General features: G+C 67.0%; 19 protein-coding genes and 1 other RNA gene. 7 read left to right on the top strand and 13 right to left on the bottom strand.

The features are described from left to right. Positions 1 to 186: 186 nt before the first annotated feature. The 4 genes from ssrS (at position 187) to AC1DS3_RS18445 (ending at position 2,794) form a co-directional block, all read left to right on the top strand. Positions 187 to 397: non-coding RNA, 6S RNA (gene ssrS / locus AC1DS3_RS18460), on the top strand. Positions 398 to 580: 183 nt separating this feature from the next. Continuing rightward, positions 581 to 1,075: an EVE domain-containing protein gene (locus AC1DS3_RS18455; RefSeq protein ID WP_441633252.1), complete on the top strand. Its 495-nt coding sequence runs from the start codon at positions 581 to 583 to the stop codon at positions 1,073 to 1,075. 84 nt (positions 1,076 to 1,159) lie between these two features. Further along, positions 1,160 to 1,972 (top strand): sulfite exporter TauE/SafE family protein, encoded by an 813-nt coding sequence (locus AC1DS3_RS18450; protein WP_441633250.1) that lies wholly within the window; start codon positions 1,160 to 1,162, stop codon positions 1,970 to 1,972. A gap of 120 nt (positions 1,973 to 2,092) precedes the next feature. Further along, positions 2,093 to 2,794, top strand: a complete 702-nt coding sequence (locus tag AC1DS3_RS18445; RefSeq protein ID WP_477127667.1) for an SIMPL domain-containing protein — start codon at positions 2,093 to 2,095, stop codon at positions 2,792 to 2,794. A 135-nt stretch (positions 2,795 to 2,929) separates the two neighbouring features. Here AC1DS3_RS18445 and AC1DS3_RS18440 read toward each other — a convergent pair whose 3' ends face one another. The 7 genes from AC1DS3_RS18440 to AC1DS3_RS18410 form a co-directional block, all read right to left on the bottom strand. Further along, the gene (locus tag AC1DS3_RS18440; protein WP_441633470.1) at positions 2,930 to 4,483 is read right to left on the bottom strand and encodes a malonate--CoA ligase; all 1,554 of its coding nucleotides are present in this window, start codon (positions 4,481 to 4,483) and stop codon (positions 2,930 to 2,932) included. A gap of 146 nt (positions 4,484 to 4,629) precedes the next feature. Next, the gene (locus AC1DS3_RS18435; RefSeq protein WP_441633246.1) at positions 4,630 to 5,412 is read right to left on the bottom strand and encodes an enoyl-CoA hydratase/isomerase family protein; all 783 of its coding nucleotides are present in this window, start codon (positions 5,410 to 5,412) and stop codon (positions 4,630 to 4,632) included. A gap of 61 nt (positions 5,413 to 5,473) precedes the next feature. Continuing rightward, complete coding sequence (locus tag AC1DS3_RS18430; protein ID WP_477127666.1) at positions 5,474 to 6,460, bottom strand: Bug family tripartite tricarboxylate transporter substrate binding protein; 987 nt, start codon at positions 6,458 to 6,460, stop codon at positions 5,474 to 5,476. 101 nt (positions 6,461 to 6,561) lie between these two features. Continuing rightward, on the bottom strand, positions 6,562 to 8,007 hold the full coding sequence (locus AC1DS3_RS18425) for a malonyl-CoA decarboxylase domain-containing protein (RefSeq protein WP_477127665.1): 1,446 nt from the start codon (positions 8,005 to 8,007) through the stop codon (positions 6,562 to 6,564). Between the two features lie 45 nt (positions 8,008 to 8,052). Beyond that, positions 8,053 to 8,820 (bottom strand): GntR family transcriptional regulator, encoded by a 768-nt coding sequence (locus AC1DS3_RS18420; RefSeq protein ID WP_477127664.1) that lies wholly within the window; start codon positions 8,818 to 8,820, stop codon positions 8,053 to 8,055. Positions 8,821 to 9,153: 333 nt separating this feature from the next. Continuing rightward, positions 9,154 to 9,972, bottom strand: coding sequence for an HpcH/HpaI aldolase/citrate lyase family protein (locus tag AC1DS3_RS18415; RefSeq protein WP_477127668.1), 819 nt, complete (start codon positions 9,970 to 9,972; stop codon positions 9,154 to 9,156). Between the two features lie 14 nt (positions 9,973 to 9,986). Beyond that, a complete protein-coding gene (locus tag AC1DS3_RS18410) occupies positions 9,987 to 11,159 on the bottom strand; it encodes a CaiB/BaiF CoA transferase family protein (RefSeq protein WP_477127663.1) in 1,173 nt (390 codons plus the stop codon). 194 nt (positions 11,160 to 11,353) lie between these two features. Between AC1DS3_RS18410 and AC1DS3_RS18405 the strand changes: the two genes are divergently transcribed. Together AC1DS3_RS18405 and AC1DS3_RS18400 are read left to right on the top strand one after the other, a co-directional pair. Beyond that, positions 11,354 to 12,340, top strand: a complete 987-nt coding sequence (locus tag AC1DS3_RS18405) for a LysR substrate-binding domain-containing protein (protein WP_441633236.1) — start codon at positions 11,354 to 11,356, stop codon at positions 12,338 to 12,340. Between the two features lie 139 nt (positions 12,341 to 12,479). After that, positions 12,480 to 13,454 (top strand): Bug family tripartite tricarboxylate transporter substrate binding protein, encoded by a 975-nt coding sequence (locus tag AC1DS3_RS18400; protein ID WP_477127662.1) that lies wholly within the window; start codon positions 12,480 to 12,482, stop codon positions 13,452 to 13,454. 145 nt (positions 13,455 to 13,599) lie between these two features. Here AC1DS3_RS18400 and AC1DS3_RS18395 read toward each other — a convergent pair whose 3' ends face one another. From AC1DS3_RS18395 to AC1DS3_RS18385, 3 genes are all read right to left on the bottom strand, one after another. Further along, positions 13,600 to 14,325: an HAD family hydrolase gene (locus AC1DS3_RS18395; RefSeq protein ID WP_477127661.1), complete on the bottom strand. Its 726-nt coding sequence runs from the start codon at positions 14,323 to 14,325 to the stop codon at positions 13,600 to 13,602. 11 nt (positions 14,326 to 14,336) lie between these two features. Next, positions 14,337 to 15,149 carry a prolipoprotein diacylglyceryl transferase gene (gene lgt, locus AC1DS3_RS18390; RefSeq protein WP_477127660.1) on the bottom strand — a complete coding sequence of 271 codons (813 nt, stop codon included), beginning with the start codon at positions 15,147 to 15,149 and terminating at the stop codon, positions 14,337 to 14,339. A gap of 72 nt (positions 15,150 to 15,221) precedes the next feature. Beyond that, a complete protein-coding gene (locus tag AC1DS3_RS18385) occupies positions 15,222 to 16,232 on the bottom strand; it encodes a LysR family transcriptional regulator (RefSeq protein WP_477127659.1) in 1,011 nt (336 codons plus the stop codon). 164 nt (positions 16,233 to 16,396) lie between these two features. Between AC1DS3_RS18385 and ilvD the strand changes: the two genes are divergently transcribed. Further along, entirely contained in the window at positions 16,397 to 18,070 is a 1,674-nt protein-coding gene (ilvD, locus tag AC1DS3_RS18380) for a dihydroxy-acid dehydratase (protein ID WP_441633226.1), read from the top strand. A 147-nt stretch (positions 18,071 to 18,217) separates the two neighbouring features. Here ilvD and AC1DS3_RS18375 read toward each other — a convergent pair whose 3' ends face one another. The 3 genes from AC1DS3_RS18375 to AC1DS3_RS18365 form a co-directional block, all read right to left on the bottom strand. Continuing rightward, on the bottom strand, positions 18,218 to 18,811 hold the full coding sequence (locus tag AC1DS3_RS18375) for a hypothetical protein (protein WP_477127658.1): 594 nt from the start codon (positions 18,809 to 18,811) through the stop codon (positions 18,218 to 18,220). Next, a complete protein-coding gene (locus AC1DS3_RS18370; RefSeq protein WP_477127657.1) occupies positions 18,808 to 19,278 on the bottom strand; it encodes a DNA polymerase III subunit chi in 471 nt (156 codons plus the stop codon). The genes AC1DS3_RS18375 and AC1DS3_RS18370 overlap by 4 nt, the downstream gene beginning before the upstream one ends. Before the next feature lie 105 nt (positions 19,279 to 19,383). Then, positions 19,384 to 20,863: leucyl aminopeptidase (locus AC1DS3_RS18365; protein ID WP_477127656.1), on the bottom strand; the 1,480-nt coding region annotated here is incomplete at its 5' end.

Below are 20,863 nucleotides of genomic sequence, written 5' to 3'. Positions count from 1 at the left end.
GGTATGGAAAGCCTCGCGGTGTATAGTGGAGCCAAGCCGCACCAAGCCACATAGCTGCGGTACCTTAGGTCGGGTTATCGCGCCTGACCGCCGTTTTCATCCCATCCAAGTTAGAAACGGCAAACGTCTGACAGCCGTGCCAAAGCAGTATGCGTTTGGCAGTGCAAAAAAGTCAGACGTTTGACAGTTTCCCTGCCTGGTTCGTCAGGATCATATTCCTTGAACCGATAAGCATTTGTTGGTGCGGGATTATGCCGTGTGGGCGAGCGCGTCGCATGGTTCATAGTTGCAGTCTGGACTCCCTGAACCGGTGATGTACCCGAAATGCGGCTTCCGCAGCCACTCTGAACCTCACTTGGGTTCAGGATGCCGATCCAGCGGCCGAGGCGGGGACCCCTCTAAAGGCGGTGGTTATTCAACCACCGCCTTTTCCTTTTGCGGCGCAGGTTGACCTGCGTTGCCTCTGCAGTGCCCTCCCTCTGTGTTTGCGCCACGGCCCACATCCGCCAGACGGTTTTCTTTTGGCCGTGCTTGCTGCACCATATCGCTGTCGCCAACGTCACGCCCGCCCTGCCCGCCCATGAGCCGATCCACGCAAGCCAATGCCGCCGCGCGCGCCCGCCAGTACTGGCTGATGAAGTCGGAACCCGACGAGGCCAGCATCGATACGCTAGCCGAACGCGGCACCCTGCCATGGACCGGCGTGCGCAACTACCAGGCCCGCAACTTCATGCGCGACGGCATGCAAATTGGCGACGGCGTGCTGTTCTATCACTCCTCCTGCCCACAACCCGGCATTGCCGGCCTGGCCGAGGTCAGCTCGCAGCCCTACCCCGATCCCACCCAGTTCGACCCGAAGAGCGATTACTACGACGCCGCCGCCAAGCTGGATGCACCGCGCTGGATGCTGGTTGACGTGCGCTTTGTCGGCAAGGGCCCGCTGATCTCGCTGGCCGACCTGCGCGCGCATGACGAACTGGCCGACATGGTCGTGCTACGCCGTGGCAACCGGTTGTCGATCACGCCGGTGACCCCGGCCGAATGGCGATTCATCACCACGCGGCTGATGCGCTAGCCTGGCACCGGCGGCGACAGCAGCGGCATGACACAATGGCTGCCGACTACATAACTACAACGCCAACAAGGTCGATTCCKCGTCATGAGCTTTTCCCTGATTCCCGGGCTGCTGTTGCTCGGCGCCTTTACCGGCTTCTGTGCTGGCTTGCTTGGCGTAGGCGGCGGCATGCTGATGGTGCCCTTCCTCACGCTGCTGTTCACCGCCCTGGCCTTCCCGCATGAGGCCATCGTCCATATGGCGATCGCCACCTCCATGGCGACCATCCTGTTCACCTCGCTGTCCTCGGTGCGCGCCCACCACAAGCGCGGCATGGTGCGATGGAAGCTGGTGCTGGCCCTAGCGCCCGGCATCCTGATTGGCGGCATGATCGGCGGCGGCAAGGTCTTCGCGGCGCTCAAGACCAGTTGGCTATCGCTGCTGTTCGCTGTATTCGTGGGCTTTTCGGCATGGCAGATGCTGCGCAACCGCAAGCCCGCCCCGCACCGGCAACTACCGGGCACGCCGGGCATGCTGGGCGCGGGCGGCGTGATCGGCTTCTTGTCCAGCCTGGTGGGCGCGGGCGGCGGCTTTGTCTCGGTGCCGTTCATGACGTGGTGCAATGTGCCGATCCACAACGCCGTGGCCACCTCGGCCGCGCTCGGGTTTCCCATCGCGGTGGCGAGCGTGATCGGCTATGTGTGGAGCGGGCTGGGCCAGACCGGTCTGCCGGCCGGCTCGCTCGGCTACATTTACCTGCCGGCGCTAGCGGTGATCGCGGTTGCCAGCGTGCTGACCGCGCCGCTGGGCGCGCGCACCGCGCACCGCATGGATGTCGCACAGTTGAAGAAAGTCTTCGCCTGCCTGCTGTTCAGCCTGTCGGCCTACATGATGTGGAAGGCCTGGCACGCGTTCTAAGGCCACAGGTGCCAGCGATGCACACCGCGGATACAAGTAGATACAAGGTCGCACGCGACGTAGCGGAACGATCACCTGGGCCGCGCGTCTGATACCCATTGCCTTGAAAGGGAGAATCCAATGAAACATCTGCTTGCCGCCACGCTGCTCGGTACCACCGCCATGGTTGCCGCCGCCCAGGGCGGCGGCCCGGCCCACGAGCCGGCCCCTGCCGGCGTGCTGTCGCTGTCCGCCCAGGCCGCCACCGAAGTGCCGACCGACGTGGTCCACCTGACGCTCGCCGCCGAGCAGGAAGGGGCGGAGCCGGGCGCGATTTCCTCGGCGCTGTCAGCCAAGACGGCGGATGTGATCGCGCAGGCCAAGCGTACCAATGGCGTGCAGGCACAATCGGGCGGCTTCACCATCTATCCGTCCAACGACAAGAACGGGCGCATCAGCACCTGGCGCGGGCGCGCCGAGGTGATTCTGGAATCGCGCGATTTCACCGCCGTGTCCAAGCTCGCGGGGCAGCTCGCCAGCCAGATGCAGGTGCAGAACATCAGCTTCTCGCTCTCGCGCGAAGCCCGCCACGCGGCCGAAGCCGAGCTGACCGAGCAAGCCGTAGCCTCGTTCCGCGACAAGGCGCAGGCCACCACCAAGCTGTTCGGCTACGGCAGCTACACCATCCGCGAAGTGCAGGTGGGCGAGGTGGGCGCGGTGCAGCCGATGCCGCGTATGTACGCAGCCAAGGCCATGATGGCTGATTCCGCGCCGGTGCCGGTCGAGGGCGGCAAGGCCCAGGTCACCGTGACGGTGAACGGCTCGGTGCAGATGCTCAAGTAAGCGCCGTCCAATGCCACAGGCTCAAGGTTCAAGGGTCAAGGCAGAAGGCATGGAACAAGGCCCCTGCCGCGCAAGCGGCAGGGGCCTTGTCTTTGATGCCTAAGCCATCAAGAAGCCATCAAGGAGCGGCCGTGCTTACAGCGCCCCGAACTGCTGGCGCAGCACGTTCTTCTGCACCTTGCCCATGGTGTTGCGCGGCAACTCGTCCACTACGTGCACGCGCTTAGGCACCTTGAAATTGGCAATGCGACCCTTGAGCCCGCCAATCAGGCTCAGCGCATCCAGCGAGGCACCGGGCTTGCCAACCACCACCGCCACCACCGCTTCGCCAAAATCGGCATGCGGCACGCCGATCACGGCGCTTTCCGCCACGCCCGGCATCTCGTCGATAAAGCTCTCGATCTCCTTGGGGTAGACGTTGTAGCCACCGGAGATGATCAGGTCCTTGCTGCGGCCGACGATGGTCAGGTAGTCGTCGGGCACCTTGCGCTCGCCAGCCTGGCTGACAATGGCGCCGCCAAAGCGGCCCACGTCGCCGGTCTTGAACCAGCCGTCGGCGGTGAACTCTTCCTGCGTCTTCTCCGGCATGCGCCAGTAGCCCTTGAACACATTCGGGCCACGCACTTCCACATTGCCGATCTCGCCGGCCGCGCAAGGCTTGCCGTCGCCATCCACCACACGCACCGACACACCCGGCAGTGCCTTGCCGACGGTGCCGCCGATACGCTCGCCGTCTTGCGCCTCGTACGGGTTGGAGACCAGCATCACGGTCTCGCTCATGCCGTAGCGCTCCAGGATGGTGTGGCCCGTGCGCTCGCGGAAGGCATCGAAGGTTTCCATCAGCAGCGGCGCGGAGCCGGACACGAACAGGCGCATGCGGCGGCAGGTGTCGTCGTCAAAGCGCGGCTCCTGCACCATGCGCACGTAGTACGTGGGCACGCCCATCATCACGGTGCAGCGCGGCAGGAATTTCAGGATCTGCGCCATGTCGAGCTTGGGCGCCCAGATCATCTTGGCACCGGCCAGCAGCGCGCCATGCGACGCGACGAACAAGCCATGCACGTGGAAGATCGGCAGCATGTGCAGCAGCACGTCGTCGCTGCGCCAGCCCCAGTACGCATGCAGCGTCTTGGCGTTGGAGGCCAGGTTGCCGTGCGTGAGCATGGCGCCCTTGCTGCGCCCCGTGGTACCCGAAGTGTAGAGAATGGCGGCGAGCTCGTCGGCACCGCGCGCCACCGTGGCGAAGCGGTCCGGTTGCACGGCAGCGCGGGACAACAGCGAGCCTGAGCGGTCGTCGTCCAGCGTGAAGACGTGCTTGGTGCCGTGGCGGAACGCAACCTTGGACACCCAGCCGAAGTTGGCGCTGCTGCACACCACCACCGCCGGCTCCGCGTTACCGACAAAGTAGTCGATCTCGGCTTCCTGGTAGGCGGTATTGAGCGGCAGGTAGATGTAGCCCGCACGCAACGTGGCGAGGTACAGGAACAGCGCCTCTGGCGATTTTTCCACCTGCACCGCCACGCGCGCGCCCTCGGGCAGCTTGAGCGCGGCCAGCAGGTTGGCCATCTTGGCGGTGGCGCGGTCCAGGTCGTCCCAGCTGTAGTAGAGGCCGTCGTGGGTTTCAATGCAGCAGGCACTGCGGTCCGCCGGGAAGCGGGATTCGAATAGGGCGAACAGGTTGGCGTTCATATTGCGGAAGATGAAAAACGGAATCGGCAATAGCATGGGCAATCCGCATGGGCAATCCGATCGATAGCCGGCAATGATACCTAAAGCGATTGCCCGTGCTTTTACCCGTGCTTTTACCCGTGCTTTTGCCCGTGCTATTGCCCGTGCTATTGCCCGCTAAAGCGCGGCGGCCGGCGCACCAGGAATGCCGCCACGCCTTCGGCATGGTCGGCGCTGTCGCCATAGCGGAAATGCGCGTCGAGCTCCGCCGCGGTGAGCGGCGCGGGAACCGGCGCCAGGCGGCGGATGCTCTCCTTGTTGATGCGGGCGGCCAGCGGCGCGCCGGCTACGATGCGCTTGACGGCCGCGGCGACTTCCTCACCGAGTGCCGCTGCCGGCACCACGCGCGTCAGCAGCCCTTTCTCGCGCGCCTCGGCGGCGTCGAACACCCTGCCCTCCAGCAGGATCTCCAGCGTCACGGCGCGGCCCGCCAGGGCCAGCAGCCCGGTCAGCTCGCCGGGCGCCATGGGAAAGCCGAGCCGGTTGATCGGCACGCCGAAGCGGCTGTCGTCGGCGGCGATGCGCAAGTCGCAATGGCAGGCGATCTCCAGCCCGCCGCCCACGCAAACCCCTTCGATCATGGCAAGCGTGGGATGCAGGCAGCCCGCGATGGCGGCCAGCGCAGGCGCAATCACCGCCTCGTGGTAACGGCGCAGCGCGGCGGCATCGCCCCGCTCCTCGGGGAACTCGGCTATGTCGGCGCCGGCGGCAAAGTTGCCATTGGCGCCGCGCACCACCACGCAGCGCAGCGAGGTATCCGCGGACAGGTCCGCAAAGCCCTGCGCCAGCGCGCGCCACATCGCCACGGAAATGGCATTGAGCTTGCCAGCGTGGGACAGCGTGACCGTGGCCACGTCGCCCTCACGCGCGAACACTACCGTGCCGCTCATGCCTGCGCTCCACGCGCACGGGAAACATCGGAAACATCGGAAACCATGCAGCGATCCTCCATCAGTCGATCTTGGCGCCGGACTGCTGCACCACCGTAGCCCAGCGCTTGATCTCGGCGCGCTGGAACTGCGCAAACTGCTCTTGCGTGAAAGCCGGCGTATCGGAGCCGTTGGCAAGCCAGATCTGCTTCATCTCAGGCGTGTTCAGTGCTTTCTCCACTTCGGTGTAAAGCCGGTCGACGATGTCCTTGGGCGTGCCCTTTGGCACCCACATCGCGTACCAGGTGGAGACTTCGTAGTTGGGCACCCCGGCCTCGGCGGCGGTGGGCACATTCGGGAACGCGGCCGAGCGTTTGGTCGATGCCACCGCCAGCGCCTTGATGCGGCCCGCGCGGATGTGCTGCGCCGAGGAGCCGAGACCGTCGAAGTCCATGTCCACCTGGCCCGCGATMAGGTCGGACAGCGCAGGGCCCGCACCCTTGTAGGGAATATGCGTGATGAAGGTCTTGGTCTGCAGCTTGAACAGCTCGCCCGCCAGATGGTGGGACGAGCCGTTGCCGGCGGAGGCATAGTTCAGCTTGCCGGGGTTCTTCTTGGCATAGGCGATCAGCTCGCCCAGCGTGTTGGCAGTGACCTTGGCCGGGTTCACCACGATCACCTGCGGCGGCTGCGCGATCACCGTGATGKGGATGAAATCCTTCTCGATGTCGTAGTCGAGCTTCTTGTAGAACGACGGCGCGATGGCATGGTGCGCGCCGCCGATGAACACGGTATAGCCGTCCGGCGCGCCCTTGGCCGCGATGCTCGCGCCCACGGTGCCGCCGGCGCCGCCGCGGTTATCGATCACGAACTGCTTGCCGAGCTGCTTGGAAAGCTGCGCGGTCAGCGGACGGGCGAAGGCATCGGTGCCGCCGCCGGCCGGGAACGGCACGATCACGGTGATGGGCTTGGACGGCCAGGTGTCAGCCTGCGCCACGGGAGCTACCGCGCCCAAACCCGCGCCCAGCGCGCAAGCCAGCCCTGCCAGTTGAAACTGACGACGATTCATGACTCTGTCTCCTCTCTCTTCTGCTGTGGAAAGTCAAAACGAAGAACTGCTGGAATGGCCCATGAACGCGGCCCGCGGCCTTGTCTGTTACCTGACCAGGGTTACAACAGCTTGCTCACCGCGCGGCTCATGCGCGGGGATCCGTTGCCAAGGCGCACCAGATTGTCATCTAGCGCCTCGGGCACGTAAAGATAATTCACCATCATCCCGCACGACTGCGCGCGGCCCTTGCGCGACAGGTCGGCGGCCCAGTTCAGGCGCTCCACGCAGGCGCCATTGCCCAGGTGAAAACGCGCCACCGGATCGGCCGGCAGCGCCTGCTGGCGCTCGCGCACCAGGTAATGCGCGGCCAGCGCCAGCGCGATGTCGCGCACCATCGCATCCTCGGAATCGGCAGGCAGCGCGGCCAGCCAGCCGGCGCCGTCGGCGGGTGGCGTGCCGTGGCGCTCGCTCCAGCGCGCCAGGCGCTTGTCGCCCAGCACCTTGGCCACCGCTTCGCCATCGCGCTTGCGCAGCCAGTCGGCAAAGCCGGGAATGGGCGAGAGCGTGGCGAACTGCTTGAGCTTGGGAAACTCGCGCTGCAATTCCTCGATCACGCGCTTGAGCAGGAAGTTGCCGAAGCTCACGCCGCGCAAGCCTGCCTGCGTATTGGAGATGGAATAGAAAATCGCCCACTTCACGCGGCGCAGGTCCTCCAGCGGCGCGGCTTCGTCCAGCAGCGCGTGGACGTTGGCGGCCATCTCGGGCACGAAGGCCACCTCGACAAAGATCAGCGGCTCGCGCGGCATGCGCGGGTGGAAGAACGCATAGCAGCGGCGATCGGAATCGAGCCGGTTGCGCAGGTCCGCCCAGGACGCAATCTCGTGCACGGCCTCGTAGCGGATCAGCTTTTCCAGCAGCGAAGCGGGCGAGTCCCACGTGATGGGCTGCAGTTCCAGCAAGCCCACGTCGAACCAGTTGGAGAACAGCGCCTCCAGATCGTCGTCGAGCGGGCGCAGCCCCGGCACGCGCTTGTGCCAGCGCAGCATGTCCGCACGCAGGCCGATCAGGAAATGCAGKCCGCAGACGCTCGCGCCCTCCTGCCCGTGCAGCGCGGCCAATCGCTTGAAGAAACGGATGCGCGCATTGGACATGGCCTGCGCAAGCCCCGACGCGGATCTGGGCGCCTTGCCATCGTTGACGTCGTCATCCGGCTGCGCGCCGCCGCTGGCCGCGACTTCGGCCAGCACGCCGAGCATGGCCTGGCGCGCGTCATCGCCCGCGGCTTCGTACTCGGCCCGCCAGGTTTGCGCGGCGGCATTGGCCGCGCTGTCGGTCAGGCGCGCATCGAAGCACTGGCGCAGTTGCTCGCGCTGCCGGCGCAGCACGCGCACAGGCAGCGCCACGGCCTTGGCGTCCGCTTTGGCATCGGCGTCCGTCTTCGGGGCGCGGCCATCGCCCTTGCGGCCCCACCACCGGCCAAAGCGGGACAACAAGGTTTGCGCCGACGGCTCCGGGCCGCTCAGGGGCGCGCTGACTTTCTGTTCGCTATTGCTGAGGGAATCCATGGGCGTACCTGCTTTTGGCTGTCTGTCAGTGCGGTCTGTCAACTGCTATTGATCAACGGATGATTTGCCGGCCAGGTGCAGTCGGCCGGGCTGTGCTCCGGGAATGGGGTCGCCACCGCTATCGTCGACCACGCCAACCACGTCGACCACATCAACCTCGGCAACCTCGGCGGCGTCCAGTGCCCTGAGCGCGCCGCGCTGGCGCAGCAAGTGCGTCTTCATCAAGGTTTCGGCGCCCTCCGGGTCATGCGCCTTGAGCGCGGAGAACACGGACAGATGCTCAGCGCAGGATTCGCGGATGCGGCCCGGCAGCTTCAGGCTCTTGTGGCGCGACAACCGCAGCACCTTGCGCAGGTCGCTGATCAGGCCGGACAGCCAGCGGTTGCCGGCGAGCCGCTGGATCGCTTCGTGGATCTGGTAGTTGGTTTCGTAGTAGGCGTCGATATTGCCGGCCTGCGCATACCGGGTCAGGTCGGCGTGCAGGCTTTCGAGCGCGTCGAGGTCCTCGGCGGTGGCGTTGCGCGCCGCCTCATAGGCGCAGCGTCCTTCCAGCAGCGCCATCAACGGGAAGATCTCGTCGAGGTCTTGCTCGGACAAGGCGTTGACGAAGCAGCCGCGGCGCGGCTCCAGCCGCACCAGGCCTTCGGCGGCCAGCACCTTGAGCGCCTCGCGCATCGGCGTGCGCGAGATCCCCATCGACTCGGCCACCGCGGCCTCGTCGATCCAGGCGCCGGGCATCAACGCGTGCTCATCGATCATGGCGCGCAGGCGCTCCGCGACTTCGAGGTACAGGGCCTGCTGGATGATGCGCATGGTGCCTCCTGGCGGAAGAATGCAATGGCATCGGGGTGGCTTGCGGCACGCTGAGATGTGTCTTGCCAGGCCCAATAATTCATAATTATGAATAACGGCGACCAGATGACAAGACAATTCGATGCTGCGCAGCCGCATGCGCGGTATGCACCACTAAGGTGAACCCGGGTTGTGCGGCCCCTGAATGGGCCGATCGGACGGCCCGGCTAGTGCGCCTCGCCAGCACCAGCGCGACCCCGGCACAGGCCGTTCAGCTCCCGCAGCAGCCGGCGCCCGCCCTGGCACTCGCTGACGCGCCGCAGCGCACGGGCGTAGCCCAATGGTTGTCCCGGCCTAGCCTGCCTGCTGCAGGATCCTGCTTGCGCGCTCCAGCACCGGGCGGTCCACCATCTTGCCGTCGACGGCCACCGCCGCGCCCCGCGCATCGGCGGCAGCCACGATGCGCCGTGCCCACGCCACCTCCGCGGCCGAAGGCGCCAGCCCGGCATGCACGAGCGCGACCTGCTGCGGATGGATCAGCAGCTTGGCGCCGAAGCCGAAGCGGCGCGCGCGCGCGGTCTGCCGGCGTATCTCCGCGGCGTCGCCGATGGCCGTGCAGACGCCATCCACCGGCGCCGGCAATCCAGCCGCGCGCGCATGCATCACCAGCTTGGCGCGGAAGTAATCCAGCGGCTCGTCCTCGTCGGCCACATCGAGATCGAACATCAGGTCGATGCTGCCCAGCATCAGCCGCACCACGCCGGCGGCGCGGCTCACCGCGCGCAGGTCCGCAAAGCCTGCCGCGGTCTCCATCAGCGGATAGCAGTTGGCCTGCGGCAAGGCCCGCGCCAGCGCGTCCAGCGCGCCCGCGTCGGCCTTCGGCAGTACCAGGCCGAACGCCTRCTGGGCACGGCACCAGTCCAGATCGCCCGCGTGATATTCGCTGTCGGCGGCGTTCACGCGCACCAGCAGCGCCACGCCGGCCACGGCCGCCTGCGCCTGGCACCGCGGCCAGGATGCGGCCAGGGCTTCACGCGCCGACACCTTGGCGTCGGGCGCCACGGCATCCTCGAAATCGACAATGACGGCATCCGCGCCCGAGCCGATCGCACGGCCGATCCGCTCGGGGCGCGTGGCGGGCACGAACAGGTAGCTGCGGGCGGGCGCCATCATGGCAGCGGCTTTGCTCATACCGCGCCCGCGCCGTGCAGCGCGGCCACCTGCGCGGGCGTCAAGCCCATCTCGGCCAGCACCGTGTCGGTGTGCTCGCCCACCGCCGGCACCGGATCCATGCGCGCGTCCTGCACCCCGGGCGGCAACAACGCGGGCACCGGGCCAGCGGGCGTGTCGACCTGGCGCCAGCGCTCGCGTGCGGCTAGCTGCGGATGCGCCCAGACATCGGCCATGGTGTTGACCCGCGCGTTGGCGATGCCCGCCGCTTCGAGGCGCGCGGTGACCTGCTCGGCGCTCAGCGCGGCAAAGGCCTGCACAATGCGCGCGCGCAGCGCGGCGCGGTTGGCGCTGCGCAGGGTGTTGTCGGCATAGTCGGGGTGCGTGGCGAGCGCCGGATCCTCCAGCACGCGCTGGCAGAACGTGTTCCACTCGCGCTCGTTCTGCAGGCCGAGCATCACGGTCTTGCCGTCACCGGTTGGGAACGGGCCATAGGGATAGATGGTGGCATGAGCCGCGCCGGCGCGCGCAGGCGGCTCGGCGCCATCGAACGCATAGTAGAGCGGGAAGCCCATCCACTCCGCCATGGATTCCAGCATCGAGATATCGATGCGCTTGCCGCGCCCGGTCTGGYCGCGCTCGATCAGCGCCGCCAGGATATTGCTGTAGGCATACATGCCGGCGGCGATATCGGCCACCGAGGCGCCAGCCTTCACGCCTTCCTCAGGCGTGCCGGTGACCGAGACAAAGCCCGACTCGCTCTGCACCAGCAGGTCGTACGCCTTCTTGTCGCGATAGGGTCCGTCGGCGCCATAGCCCGAGATGTCGCACACGATCAGGCGCGGGAAGCGCGCGCTCAGCGCTTCGTAATCGAGCCCGAGCCGCGCCGCCGCACCCGGCGCCAGGTTCTGCACCAGCACGTCGGCGCGCGCCAGCAGTGCCTCCAGCACCGGCGCTGCCTGCGCGTGCTTGACGTCCAGCGTCACGCTTTCCTTCGAGCGGTTGGTCCACACGAAGTGCGAGGACAAGCCGCGCACGCGGCCATCGTAGGCGCGCGCGAAGTCGCCCGCGCCGGGGCGCTCGATCTTGATCACGCGCGCGCCCAGGTCAGCCAGCTGGCGGGTGCAGAACGGCGCGGCAATCGCCTGCTCCAGGGAAACGACGGTGATGCCTTGCAGCGGTTGGGACATGGCTGGACTCGTTGATGCGTGGAGGCGAGGGGTGGATGCCGGCAGCGCGAACGGGCGAGCTTGACCGGCCAGCCCACAATCTAGCCTTGGCGACACCCGTTGGGAAATAGGAAATCCCTAGTCGCCCATAAGTAGAATAAATACCTCACATGCAAATACGCAAAAACGCGAAATCGCAGAACCTGGGACACCCAATGGATATCCGCTCCATGCGCTACTTCGTGGCCATCGTCGACCACGGCAGCCTGACCCGCGCCGCCGAAGTGGCGTGCGTGGCGCAGCCCGCGCTGAGCCAGCAACTGGCCGCGCTCGAAGCGGAATACGGCGTGCCGCTGGTACACCGCGGCCCCAAGGGCGTAAAGCCGACCGAGGCCGGCAAGACCCTGTACCGGCACGCGCGCACCATCCTCAAGCAGATGGAAAGCGCCGGGGCCGACGTACGGGCCGCCGGCGCCGAGGTGACCGGCGCGGTGGCCATCGGCCTGCCTACCACCGCCGCCGCGGCCTTTGGCATGCCGCTGATCAGGGCGGTGCGGGCACGCTACCCGCAGGTGCGCCTGCAATTGTTCGAGAGCATGAGCGGCTATATCTCGGAGCTGCTCAACAACAATCGCCTCGATTTCGCCATCCTGTTCCGCGACACGGCCTCGCGCGCGGTCGAACTGGAGATGCTGGCGAGCGAGTCGCTGTACCTGATCGGCGATCCGCCCGAACCCGCCGCGGATGCGCCCGGCGCTGCCGGCAGCCTCCGCCGCCCGGCCTGCGCCCGCCGGGACACCATCGCGCTCAAGCAACTGGCTGGCATACCGCTGGTCTTGCCGAGCGGCTCGCAGGGCCTGCGGGAAGTGCTCGAACGCAGCTTCGCCCAGGCTGGCGCGGCGCTCAATGTGGTGGCCGACCTGGATTCCCTCCCCTTCCTGCTGGCCTCTGCGCGCGAAGGGCTGGCCTGCACCATCCTGCCGGCCTCGGCGGTGGACCTGGGCGATGCCGCCATGCCCATGCGCCTGATCCTGCCCGAGCTGCGCCGCACGCTGTCGCTGTGCTGGCCGCGGGCGCTGCCGCGCACGCGCGCGGCGGAAGCCGTGGCAGAGATCCTGCGTGAGATCGTCGACGCGCGCATCGCCCAGGGCGGCTCGCTCAAGCCCGCGCCGGACACGCCCCAGTCCGGCACGGCCGGATAAATAAAACTTATGGTGGTAGTCGGCGATTGAATTTCCCCGGCACAAACCCCTCGTGTAGAGTCGCTGCCAGCGACAGGCAAGGCGTGGATGTCAACAGCCAAAGACAAGCGCGCCGCCACCCCAACACCGAGGAGACACCATGCAACGCACCCGCCATGTCCTGGCTGGCATCGCCGCGGCGATTTCGCTGCTCGCCGGCGCCGCAGCGCAGGCCGAGACCTACCCCGCCAAACCCATCCAGATGATCGTGCCGCAGGCGCCGGGCGGCACCAACGACATCGTCGCTCGCCTGGTCGCGGCCGACCTCTCGCAGCGCCTCGGCCAGCAGGTGGTGGTGGAAAACCGCCCCGGCGCGGGCGGCAATATCGGCACGCAGACGGCCGCGCGCGCGGCGCCCGACGGCTATACGCTGCTGATGACGATCAGCAGCACCCAGGCCATCAACCCCTCGCTGTACCGCCAGGTGCCGTTCGACCCGGTGCGCGATTTCGAGCCGATCTCGCCGGTGGCAAGCGTGCCGAATGTGCTGGTGGCCAACCCCGCCTTCCCTGCCAGGACGCTGCCCGAGCTGATCAGCATGGCCAAGGCCAAGCCGGATTACTACCGCTTTGCCTCCGCCGGCAACGGCACGCTCAACCACCTGCTGGGGGAGATGCTCAACAGCATGGCCGGCATCAAGTTGGAGCACGTCCCCTACAAGGGCGTGGCCCCCGCGCTCAACGACGTGCTCGGCAACCAGGTKCCGMTGGCCTTCGCCAGCCTGCCCTCGGTGCTGGCGCATATCAAGGCTGGCAAGGTACGCGCGCTCGGCGTGAGCTCGGCCAAGCGCTCGCCGTTCGCGCCGGACATTCCTGCCATCGGCGAGACCGTGCCGGGCTATAGCGGCGATCTGTGGGTGGGCCTGTTCGCGGTCAAGGGCACGCCCAAGGAAGTCACGCAGAAGCTCGCGCAGACCATGCAGGCCGCGCTCGCCGACAAGACCCTGCGCGACAAGCTGGCGGCGCAAGGCGCCGAAGTCCTCTCCGGCACGCCGACGCAGTTCGCCGCCATGCTCAAGACCGACCTCGACAAATGGGCGGTGATCGTGAAGAAGTCCGGGGCGCAGGTGGATTGAGGCTGGCGCGGCCAGGCCCTTCGTCCGCGGCTCGCGGCCGCGGACGTGAATTGCCACGGTGGCCACTGGCCGCATATCCTGGCCGCATATCCTGGCCGCATATCCTAGCCGTATATCCTGGCCGTATGTCGCTGACCCTATGCCCCTATGGCTCCAGGCCCGCCGGGCCTGTGCGATCGAACCACTGCGGCACAAACGGGATCGCCTCATGCAGCGTGCCCAGTACCCGGAAACTGAATCCGGCCACGACCGCCGAAGGCGGCTTGATATCGGGCACCACCACCACCTGCGCGCCCGAGCAGCTGGCGGCCGTTGCGCCGTTCTCGCTGTCCTCGACGGCCAGGCACGCCTGCGGCGCCACACCGAGGCGCTTTGCGGCGAGCTGGTACAGCGCCGGGTCCGGCTTGCCGCGGCGCACCTCATCACCACCCGAGACCGACGAAAAGAAATCCAGCACACCCACGCGCCCGAGCCGGTCCTTGATCTCCTCGACACGGGATGACGATGCCACCGCGCAGGGAATGCCCGCTGCGCGCAGCGCCGAGAGCAACTCCTTGGCGCCGGGCTTCAGCGGAAACCGGGGGCCGGCAGCCGGCGCATGCAGTTGCGCGCCGGCCATTACCTGCACCTGGCGGAAGGCACGCTCGTCGCCAAGCAGGGAAACCAGGAAGGCATCGGACTCCGGCTTGGCCTTGCCGATGACCTGCACRTGGTCGCTGGCCGCCAGMGTGATGCCGATCTCGCGCGCGGCGCCAATCCAAGCTTGCATGATGGCGCGCTCGGAGTCGATCAGCAGGCCATCCATATCGAAGATGGCGGCGGTGAACGGGCTCATCTGCCGGCTCAACTGCGGGCTCAACTGCGGGGTCATCTGCGCCGGCTTTAACGGATCGGGGCCTGCGCCGTCTGTCCGTGACGGTTCGCCCAGACCAGCATGGCGATGCCAGCCAGGATCATCGGCAGGYTCAGCCACTGGCCCATGGAGAAGTTCAGCGCCAGCAGGCCCAGGAAGTTATCGGGCTCGCGCGCAAACTCGGCGAGGAAACGGAAACCGCCGTAGCCGATCAGGAACACGCCCGAGACCGCGCCCATGGGGCGCGGCTTCCTGGCGAACAGCCACAGGATGATGAACAGCGCCACACCTTCGCCGGCAAATTGATAAAGCTGCGAAGGATGGCGGGGAATGTTGTCACCCGCCTGCGGGAAGATCATGCCCCACGGCAGGTCGGTGGGACGGCCCCACAGCTCGCCGTTGATGAAGTTGCCGATGCGTCCGGCCGCCAGCCCGCAGGGGATCATCGGCGCGATGAAGTCGGTGACTTCCATCCAGTGCCGCCCGCGCAGCTTGCCGAACAGCCACATCGCCACGATCACGCCCAGGAAGCCGCCGTGGAAGGCCATGCCGCCCTCCCACACCTTGAAGATCTCAAGCGGATGGCTCAGGTAGTAATCGGCCTTGTAGAAGAACACGTAGCCCAGCCGCCCGCCCAGGATCACGCCCAGCACACCGAAGAACAGCATGTCGTCCAGGTCCTTGACCGTCCAGCCCTGGGYCGCGATATGCGGCTGGCGGATGCGCAGGCGCCCGAACCACAGGAACATGATGAACCCGGCGAGGTACATCAGCCCGTACCAGCGGATGGCGAGCGGGCCGAGATGAATCGCAACCGGATCAAATTGGGGATGAATCAGCATGGATGCCGTGGTTAGGGTTGTAGGTAGAGAGATCGCGCACGGGCAAACTGGCGTCCGGCGCGATATCAGGGTTCAGGTTGCATCCGTCAGGTGCTTTGCCGCAGCGGCAGTGCCAAGCTCCGCGCCCGGCTCCGTGCCCGGTGTTATGCCAGCGTTTTGCGTCAGCGTCATGGCAGCGGCCAGCGCGCCGGCGATCTCGATAAACGATCTCAGCACGGGGCTCACGCCGTCGGCACCGGCCTCCCGCCACACCAGCCCGGTCTCGATATCGGGCCCGGCATCGCGCAACGGCAGGTAGGACACACCGGTACGGCGAAGGTTGCAAAGCGAGGCCGGCACCAGCGCCACGCCCATGCCGGCGGATACCAGGCTGACGATCGTCTGCATCTGGATGGCCTCCTGGGCGATCACCGGCGTGAGGCCTTCGCGCGCATAACAGCCCGTAATGATGTCATAAAACGCGGGCGCGCTTCGCCGGGGAAAGATGATAAGCGGCTCGTGCGCCGCATCCTTTAGCGAAACGCCCTCCTCCGCCGCCGCCGAGCCATCCGGGCGCCAGCCTTCCGGCACGGCCAGCACCAGCGGCTCGCGCACCAGCGGCAGGTAGGCCACGCCATGCGGCATGGCCGGCAGTTGCGGGCGGATCACCAGCCCGGCGTCGATGCCGCCGTCCATCAGGGCCTCCAGCTGGATATCGCTGGTGGCCTCGCGCAGCTGCAACTGCACATTGGGGTGCCGCGCCCGGAAGCGCCGCAACAGGTCGGGCAGGATGCCATAGTCGGCCGTGCTGACAAAGGCCAGCGACAACGTGCCGGCCTCCCCGCGCGCCAGCCGCTGGGCCAGGCCCGGCAGCGCGGCCGCATCGGCCAGCACGCGGCGCACCTCGGGCAGCCATTGCTGGCCGGCAGGGGTGAGCGCCACCGAGCGCCGCGTGCGAGCGAACAGCTGCACGCCGATCTCCTCCTCCAGCGCCTGGATCTGCTGGGACAGCGGCGGCTGCGTCATGGTCAGGCGCCGCGCGGCGCGGCCAAAATGTAACTCCTCCGCCACGGTAACGAAGTAGCGCAACTGGCGCAGGTCCAAAGGGGCTCCTGATATGTTTTTCGACTCAATAAAGGTTGAATAATATATTTGACACGATAAAAGGCAAGCGGCATGCTCTCGTCCACAACATGGCAAGAGCCTGCCCGGTCCTCGGAACCCTGAGGCGCCCCGCGCAGGCCGGCACACTTCCCCCGGAGATTCCCATGGCATACAACAAACGCTCGCAGCACATCACGCAAGGCGTGGCGCGCTCCCCCAACCGCTCGATGTACTACGCGCTGGGCTACAAGAAGGAAGACTTCGACAAGCCGATGGTGGGCATCGCCAACGGCCACTCCACCATCACGCCGTGCAACTCCGGCCTGCAACGCCTGGCCGACGCCGCCGTGGCGGCCATCAAGGCCTCCGACGCCAACCCGCAGATCTTCGGCACCCCGACCATCTCGGACGGCATGTCGATGGGCACCGAAGGCATGAAGTACTCGCTGATCTCCCGCGAAGTCATCGCCGACTGTATCGAGACCGCGGCCCAGGGCCAGTGGATGGACGGCGTGGTCGTGATCGGCGGCTGCGACAAGAACATGCCGGGCGGCATGATCGCGCTGGCGCGCACCAACGTGCCGGGCATCTATGTGTACGGCGGCACCATCAAGCCGGGCAACTGGAAGGGCAAGGACCTGACCATCGTGTCGTCGTTCGAAGCCGTGGGCGAATTCACCGCCGGCCGCCTGAGCCAGGAAGACTTCGAAGGCGTCGAGAAGAACGCCTGCCCGTCGTCGGGCTCGTGCGGCGGCATGTACACCGCCAACACCATGAGCTCCTCGTTCGAGGCGCTGGGCATGTCGCTGCTGTACTCGTCGACCATGGCCAACCCGGACCAGGAAAAGGTCGACAGCGCCGCCGAATCGGCACGCGTGCTGGTCGAGGCCATCAAGAAGGACATCAAGCCGCGCGACATCATCACGCGCAAGTCCATCGAGAATGCCGTTGCGCTGATCATGGCCACCGGCGGCTCCACCAACGCCGTGCTGCACTACCTGGCGATCGCCCACTCGGCCGAAGTGGAATGGAGCATCGACGACTTCGAACGCATCCGCCGCAAGGTGCCGGTGATCTGCAACCTGAAGCCGTCGGGCCAGTATGTGGCGACCGACCTGCACCGCGCGGGCGGCATTCCCCAGGTCATGAAGATCCTGCTCAAGGCAGGCCTGATGCACGGCGACTGCCTGACCATCACCGGCCGCACCCTGGCCGAGGAACTGGAAAACGTGCCGGACACCCCGCGCGCCGACCAGGACGTGATCATGCCGATCGAAAAGGCGCTCTACAAGGAAGGCCACCTGGCCATCCTGAAGGGCAACCTGGCACCGGAAGGCGCCGTCGCCAAGATCACCGGCCTGAAGAACCCGGTCATCACCGGCCCGGCCCGCGTGTTCGAGGACGAGCAAAGCGCCATGGACGCCATCCTGGCCGACAAGATCAACGCCGGCGACATCCTGGTGCTGCGCTACCTGGGCCCCAAGGGCGGCCCCGGCATGCCTGAAATGCTGGCCCCCACCTCGGCCATCATCGGCAAGGGCCTGGGCGAATCGGTCGGCTTCATCACCGACGGCCGCTTCTCGGGCGGCACCTGGGGCATGGTGGTCGGCCACGTCGCGCCGGAAGCGCACGTGGGCGGCAACATCGCGCTGGTGCAGGAAGGCGACTCGGTCACCATCGACGCGCACAAGCTGCTGCTGGAGCTCAACGTGAGCGAAGAAGAGCTGGCCAAGCGCCGCGCCGCCTGGAAGCAGCCGGCACCGCGCTACACCCGTGGCGTGCTGGCCAAGTTCGCCAAGCTGGCTTCGACCGCCAGCAAGGGCGCTGTAACGGACTGAGGCTGCGGCTTCAGCGCCAGAAGGACAAAAAGCCCGCGAGCGATCGCGGGCGTTTTTATGGCGCGTGGATTGTGCGTGACGGGAAAGAGAATCACGCCAACGCCAAAACACCCGCGCGGTTGGCAAGACGCTTTCCAGTCAGTTCCCTCACATCCCGCCCGGATCCCGCTCGATCTCTTCCAGCGTGGCGTCCAGCCATTCCACCAGCCGGGCCTCCATCGCCTGCGTCAGTTCCGCCGCCAGTTGCGCGGTCAACGGGGCCAGCCGCGATTGCAGCGTGGCTTCGGTATGGGCCTCCACCACCTGCGGCCATTCGGTGCGAAACCGCATCATCACGCGGGTCAGCAGCTCGCTGCGCACGGCGCGCAGCTCGTCCGGGCTGGGCGGCGGGCTGGCGTGGTGCGTGGCGTGCGACACCGAGTAGGCGCCATCCTGGGTCGACGGGGTTGGCTGGTGCAGTGCCGGGATATCGGGCGCAGGAATGCCGTCGCCGGGCTCACGGGGCATGACGACATGGGTGACCGGCCCAGGCCAGGTCAAGTCATGCACGGGCTGGGCATGGCCTGGGCCGCCAGCGCCGGAATCCGACCACGCTACCGCTTGCGCGGCCCCCGCCGGCGTCGCGTCAGGCGCCGGTTGCCTGGCGCCGTCGGTGGGCAGGTCGATCACTTCCGTCAGCAGTGGAATGCTGTCGTTGGGCCCGATGCGCGGGATCACGCGCGAGGTGGTGCGTTCAGTCATGCGGCATCCCCCTTGGCTTGTGCGCCTTGTGTGGCTTGTGTGCCTTGGCCTGCCTGGGCGATATCGTGGTGCGCCAGCGGATAGCCGCGCTCGCGGTAAAGGCGAAAGCGCTCGCGCCCGGCGGCACGGTCGTCGGCGTCGCTGCCGACCACCTCGATCATGCGCTCGAAGCTGGCGAACTGCACCGGCGGCTCGGCGCTAAGGTTGATCAGCAGCTGATGGTGCGGAGCCTGGTCCAGCGTGGCCGCCAGCACGATCGGCGTCACCTCGGCGTTCGGGCTGTCCACGCCGCAATGCGGCAGGAAATCCAGCGCGGAGAACGTCCACAAGCGCGCATCGAGCTGCGCCAGCTGCTCCGGCGCGCCATGCACCACCAGTTTCTGGCCGGCGCCGTACGCCTTGCGGATCAGCCGGCAAGCGTAGCCGAGCTTGTCGGGCACGTTGCTGTGGAAATCGATACGCGTCATGGTTGAAAGCAATCCTGTGAGAATGAAGCTAAACAGGGACGGACCCGCGCAGATGCCGGCGCCGGCCCGTCCCTGCTGTCAAGCATCAAGCTTAACCATCCAGCTTCAGCCAGCGCGGTCCATCAGGAACTGCGCCAGCAGGGGCACCGGGCGGCCGGTGGCGCCCTTGGCGGCGCCGCTCTTCCAGGCCGTGCCGGCGATATCCAGGTGGGCCCAGTCGTACTTCTCGGTATAGCGCGCCAGGAAGCAGGCGGCGGTCACGCTGCCGGCCGGGCGGCCACCGATATTGGCCATATCCGCAAAGTTGGACTTGAGCTGGTCCTGGTAGTCATCGTCCAGCGGCATGCGCCAGGCGGTGTCCATGGCCTTGCGGCCGGCTTGCAGCAATTGGTCCGCGAGGCCGTCGTTGCGCGCGTACAGGCCGCTGTTGACGTGGCCCAGCGCGATGATGCAGGCGCCGGTCAGGGTTGCCACATCCACCACGGCGGCCGGCTTGAAGCGCTCCACATAGGTCAGCGCGTCACACAGCACCAGGCGGCCTTCGGCGTCGGTGTTCAGGATCTCGATGGTCTGGCCGGACATGCTGGTGACCACGTCGCCGGGCTTGGTGGCGTTGCCGGCCGGCATGTTCTCGCAGGTGGGAACCACCGCGATCACGTTCAGCTTGAGGCCCATCTCGGCCACCGCCTGCAGCGTGCCCAGCACCGAGGCGGCGCCGCACATGTCGTACTTCATCTCGTCCATGCCCTCGCCGGGCTTGAGCGAGATGCCGCCGGTATCGAAGGTGATGCCCTTGCCCACCAGCACCACCGGCGCCTGCTTGGCCGAGGCGCCGTCGTAGCGCAGCACGATGAACTGCGGCGGCTCCACCGCGCCCTTGGTGACCGCCAGGAAGGCGCCCATCTTGAGGGCCTCGAGCTGCTTGCGGCCCAGCACTTCCACCTTGAGCTTGTGGCGCTTGGCGATGCCGCGCGCAGTATTGGCCAGGTAGGTCGGCGTGCAGATGTTGGACGGCAGGTTGCCCAGGTCCTTGGTCAGCTCCATGCCGTTGGCGATAGCCGCGCCGCGGACCACGGCCTGGGCGGCCGCCTTGGCGTCGGCCGCGTCGACGGTGAGCACCACCTTGCGCAAGCCGGTGAGCTTGTCGGCGCCGTTGCCGTTGCTGTTGCCCTTGGCGCTGGCGTTGGCGCGCTTGAGGCCCGGATGGCGCTCCAGCAGGCGGTAGCCGGATTCGCGGATCAGGGTGACGGTGGTGATCAGGCGCCAGGCCAGGTCGCGGGCGTTGCCAGCCTGCTGCGGGGCCTGCTGCTGGGCGAGGCACCACAGCACATTGGCGGCGCGCGTGCCGGACAAGGCACGCAACGCGGTGCGCACAGCCTCGGCGAACGCCTTGTCGCCGAACTCGGCTTCCTTGCCGAAGCCCACCAGCAGCACGCGGGCAGCGCCCACGCCGGCCACTTCGTGCAGCATCAGCTGGGTGCCGCGCTTGCCTTCGAAATCGCCCAGCTTGACGAGCCGGGAAACCAAACCCTTGGTTGCCACGTCGAGCGCCTTGGCCACACCGGCCAGGCTCTGTCCTTCAAAC

The sequence above is a fragment of the Cupriavidus sp. 01L46 genome (assembly GCF_056399905.1).
Note: the sequence above shows the minus strand (reverse complement) of the source record. Positions and strands in the feature narration are given on the sequence as shown.